Raw genomic sequence first — 1,451 nt, 5'->3', positions numbered from 1 at the left:
TACTGCAGGGGGGACCCTGTGGGAGAGTAGGACGCCGCCGAACAATCATTGTGGGAAAGCCCCGCACCGTATGGTGCGGGGCTTTTCTGCGTTTACGGGTCGGGTGTCCGCTCAGGTGTGGGGCACCGCCGTCGCGACGAGGACGTCGAACTCCTCCAGGCTGCGCGTGGTGACGCCGGCCTTCGACGTCGCCTCGCCGCGGATTCCCGCGACGGCGGCCCGGGAGGACACCAGGGTGTCCTTGTCGGCGTACAGGGCACCGACCGCGGCCCGGCCGTTGGTGCGGTCGACGAGGAGCGAGACGCCCTTCCAGCCGGGGATCTTCTCGATCTTGGGCAGCGCGGTCTCGCGGAACGTTGTCACCAGCTTGTCGACGGCGGCCGCGTCGACGTCCATCCGGACAAGCCGGAACGTCGCGCCGGGCCCGAGGTCCTCGCTGCGGCGGGCGACGGCCGCCTCCCAGTTGTCGATCGTCGTGGTCCCGGCGAAGGGCGCGAACATCTCGGTGCGCCGCTCGCGCAGGGCCTCGAAGCTGGCCTCCCGGGACGCCTCGTCCTCCCACCACGACCCCACCAGGAGCTTGCCGACCTCCCGGTCGACGAACAGCCCCATGCCGCGGTAGCCCTGCTGCCCGGACAGAAGCTCGCGCCCCTCGGTCCGGACCGACTCGGCGACGGCGTCGAGCTGAGCCGGATCACCTGTCATGTAGATGGTGCGCACGTACATAGCAGCCTTCCTGCCTTCCCGTTCCCTCGGTTCCCCCCGGTGTGAGCTCGTTCTTCCCCACCCTCCATACGGGGGCCGGGGCGGGCCGGGAGCAATGCGGCAGGGGCGTTCGGGTGACGCGGGACGGCGACGCCCGGCCAACCCGGAGATCGACGCAGAGGGCGGCTCCGCCCTTGCGGAACCGCCCTCTGCCGGCCGGGATGGTCAGCGCACTCCTGGTGGTCAGTGGTCCTTCTCGCGCAGGACGCGCCATGCCAGGGGCAGCACTCCCATCGCCAGGGCCGCCTTCAGCGCGTCTCCCGGCAGGTACGGTACGGCGCCCAGGGCGAGGGCCTGGGTGAGCGAGAGGTGCAGGGACAGCGCGAGGTAGGGGACGCCGACTGCGTAGACGCAGAGGGTGCCGAGGGCCATGACTCCGGCCGTGCGCAGCGGGCTTCGGTCGCCACCGCGGCGGGCCAGGGCGCCGGTCACGGCGGCGGCGAGGACGAGGCCGAGGAGGTAGCCGAGGGTGGGCATGGCCGCGCCGGACGTCCCGTCCGCGAACCACGGCATGCCGCACACGCCCGCAGCGGTGTAGAGGGCGAGCGCCAGTGTCCCGCGCCTGGCGCCGAGCGCGGTGCCGGTCAGCAGGGCGGCGAAGGTCTGCCCGGTCACCGGGACCGGCGAGCCGGGCACCGGCACCGCGAGCTGGGCGGCGAGCCCGGTCAGAGCCGCACCGCCGAGGA

General features: G+C 72.8%; 2 protein-coding genes. Both read right to left on the bottom strand.

What is annotated here, in order from left to right; all coding sequences use genetic code 11:
* Nucleotides 1-111: 111 nt before the first annotated feature.
* Nucleotides 112-726, bottom strand: a complete 615-nt coding sequence (locus ACWEV0_RS35930; protein ID WP_453154007.1) for an antibiotic biosynthesis monooxygenase — start codon at nt 724-726, stop codon at nt 112-114.
* A gap of 222 nt (nt 727-948) precedes the next feature.
* The coding region (locus tag ACWEV0_RS35925; RefSeq protein WP_453154006.1) for a biotin transporter BioY at nt 949-1,451 on the bottom strand (503 nt) is incomplete at its 5' end.

The organism is Streptomyces sp. NPDC003943, assembly GCF_053605265.1.
This window is presented reverse-complemented; position numbering and strand designations above follow the sequence as displayed.